This is a genomic window from Saccharomonospora saliphila YIM 90502 (assembly GCF_000383795.1).
In the GTDB taxonomy this organism is placed as follows: Bacteria; Actinomycetota; Actinomycetes; order Mycobacteriales; family Pseudonocardiaceae; genus Saccharomonospora; species Saccharomonospora saliphila.
The window spans coordinates 7,793-10,598 of record NZ_KB912588.1 but is presented as its reverse complement, the minus strand read 5'-3'; the positions used below and the strand labels follow the sequence as shown (position 1 = coordinate 10,598).

Below are 2,806 nucleotides of genomic sequence, written 5' to 3'. Positions count from 1 at the left end.
CGCCACGATCGCGCGGGCCAGCGCCGCGGCCTGCCCCGGGGTGAACACCGGCGAGCGCCGCGTGCCGACGTGCACGCCGGGCAGGGGGCGCCACGAGGCGTCGAACTCGAGGCACACGCGGATCTCGGGATGGTCGGGACCGAGGACCCGGTCCACGAGGTCGAGCTGCTCCGGCGAGTCGATCATGATGGTCACGGCGGAGCGGGCGGCCTCGTCCGCCGCGAGGCGCCGCAGCGCCTCCCCGTGCACCGTCGGGTAGGCGACGACGAGATCGGTCGCGGTGCGCCGCGCGAGCAGCCACAGCGCTTCGGGAAGGGAGTAGCAGAGCAGGCCCGAGAATCCCGGCCGCGCGAGCACACGCTCCAGCAGCGCGCGGCACCGCACCGACTTGCTCGCCACCCGGATCGGCACGCCCGCCGCCCGCCGCACCAGGTCGTCGGCGTTCGCGTCGAACGCGTCCAGGTCCACGACGGCAAGCGGCGGGTCGAGATCCCGCGTCGCCGCGTCCCACGCGGCAGCGTTCACGGAGGTCACGGCGTCCACGGTACGACACCCTCGATTGAAACGCGAATCCTATTCACCTATGGTGTGAGCGACACCGAGACGAGGAGGCCGGGTGAGGACGTGGCGTGACCGGTCGGACCGGCCCGGCCCTGCGGAATGGCGCAACTGGTCCGGTACCGCGCGCGCCGAGCCCCGGCGGACTCTCCGGCCCGCCACCACCGACGAGATCAGCGCGGTGGTCGCACAGGCCCGCGAACGGGGCCGCCGACTGCGGCCCCTCGGCAGCGGCCACTCGTTCAGTCCGATCGCGGCGCCCGACCCCGGTTCCGACGCCCTCGACCTGCGCGCCCACGCGGGGATCGTCTCGGTGGACCCGGTCTCCGGGCTGGTCACCGTGCGCGCGGGCACGACGCTCGGGGCCCTCAACACCGCGCTCGCCGCGCGCGGGCTCGCGCTGACCAACCTCGGTGACATCGACGCGCAGACCGTGGCGGGTGCGCTCGCCACCGGCACCCACGGCACCGGAACCCGGTTCGGCGGTCTGGCCACGCAGGTCGCCGCCCTGGAACTGGTGACCGCGGACGGGTCCGTCGTGCGCTGCGCGCCGGACGAGAACCCGGCGCTGTTCGACGCCGCCCGAGTCGGCCTGGGGGCGCTCGGTGTGGTCACGACGGTGACGCTGCGCTGCGAACCCGCGTTCGTCCTCGCCGCCCGCGAGGGCCCGGAACCTCTCGAACACGTGCTCGAGTCGTTCGCCGAGCGCGCCGAGAACTGCGACCACGTCGAGTTCTACTGGTTCCCCTACGGCCGCGACGCCCTGGTCAAACGCAACACCCGGCAGCCACCGGGTACCGTCGCGCGGCCGCTGTCGGCCGTGCGCCGTTTCGTCGACTACACCCTGACCGAGAACGCGGCCTTCGGGGCGCTGTGCCGGCTCGGCCGGGCGGCCCCTCGGCTGGTGCCCGTACTCGGCGCGCTCGCCTCCTCGGCGCTCTCGGCGCGGGAGTACAGCGACGTCTCGTACCGCGTGTTCACCACCCACCGGGCGGTCCGGTTCGTGGAGAGCGAGTACGCCGTGCCGCGCGCGGCCGTCCTGGACGTGCTGGACGGGCTTCGGGCGCTCGTGCCCCGTCTGCGCCACCCCGTGGCCTTCCCCGTCGAGGTACGGGTGGCGGCGGCCGACGACATCTGGCTGTCCACAGCGTACGGGCGCGACACGGCCTACATCGCGGTGCACCAGTACGCCGGGATGCCCTACCGGGAGTACTTCACCGAGTTCGCCCGGATCGCGGCCTCGGTCGGCGGCAGACCGCACTGGGGCAAGATGCACGACCTCGACGCCGCGGCACTGCGCCCGCTCTACCCGCGCTTCGACGACTTCGTCCGCGTCCGGTCCGAGGTGGACCCCACGGGGGTCTTCGCCAACGCCCACCTCGACCGCGTGCTCGGCCCGGTGGTCTGACCACGCGGCCACGCCGCCACCGCCGTCCCGGACGTCGGTCCGCCCTCCGGAACCCACCGCCACACGCCCGGAGCGGCTGCCGGAACCGGCGCGTGTGGCGGTGTCCGACGATCTACGCGGTGTCCGCCGGTCTACGCGGTGTCAGAGGCGGGCGACGGCCTCCCCCACCGGGGTGTTGCCCGAGGTGAGCTCCAGCGTCGCGCCCACGGTGGTCGTGTCCGACAGCAGCTCCACCAGCACGGCGGCCACGTCGTCGCGGGGCACGTCCGCGCGCGGCACCTCCGGGGCGAGGTGCACCATCCCGGTACCGGGCTCGTCGGTGAGTCTGCCCGGGCGCAGGATCGTCCAGTCCAGATCGCGGTCGCGCAGGTCCCGTTCGGCGTCGGCCTTGGCGCGCAGGTAGGCGGCGAAGACCTCGCCGACGGCGCCCGCGTCGATCGGCTGCCCCGCCCCCATGGACGACACCTGCACGAACCGCCGGACACCGGCACGTTCGGCGGCCTCGGCCAGCAGCACGGCGGCGGCGCGGTCCACGGTCTCCTTGCGTTCGGTGCCGCTGCCCGGGCCCGCACCGGCCGCGAACACGGCCGCGTCGGCACCGGACAGCGTCTCGGCGACCTCGGCGACGCTCGCGTTCTCCAGGTCGAGCAGCACCGGTTCGGCACCGGCGTCCCGCAGGTCGGCGACGTGTCCGGGATTGCGCACGAGGCCCACGGCGGTGTCGCCGTTCGCGGCGAGCAGCTTCTCGAGCCGCAGAGCGATCTTGCCGTGGCCTCCGGCGATGACGACTCGCATGCCCGTGACCCTAGCGGCGGCCGCCCCGGTGGGGCAGCGCGGAGG

General features: G+C 74.4%; 3 protein-coding genes. 1 reads left to right on the top strand and 2 read right to left on the bottom strand.

All coding sequences use genetic code 11. The features are described 5' to 3' along the window. The coding region (locus tag SACSA_RS0100060; protein WP_019812478.1) for an alanine racemase at positions 1–543 on the bottom strand (543 nt) is incomplete at its 3' end. Between the two features lie 73 nt (positions 544–616). On the opposite strand from SACSA_RS0100060, the gene SACSA_RS0100055 reads away from it, so the two are divergent. After that, positions 617–1,966, top strand: a complete 1,350-nt coding sequence (locus tag SACSA_RS0100055) for a D-arabinono-1,4-lactone oxidase (protein ID WP_019812477.1) — start codon at positions 617–619, stop codon at positions 1,964–1,966. Positions 1,967–2,107: 141 nt separating this feature from the next. Here the strand turns inward: SACSA_RS0100055 and SACSA_RS0100050 are convergent, their stop codons facing one another. After that, positions 2,108–2,761: an NAD(P)H-binding protein gene (locus tag SACSA_RS0100050; RefSeq protein WP_019812476.1), complete on the bottom strand. Its 654-nt coding sequence runs from the start codon at positions 2,759–2,761 to the stop codon at positions 2,108–2,110. Positions 2,762–2,806 lie beyond the last annotated feature (45 nt).

Coding starts and splice junctions, on each gene's coding strand:
- SACSA_RS0100050 (WP_019812476.1), bottom strand. CDS start 2,761: ATGCGAGTCGTCATCGCCGGAGGCCACGGCAAGATCGCTCTGCGGCTC.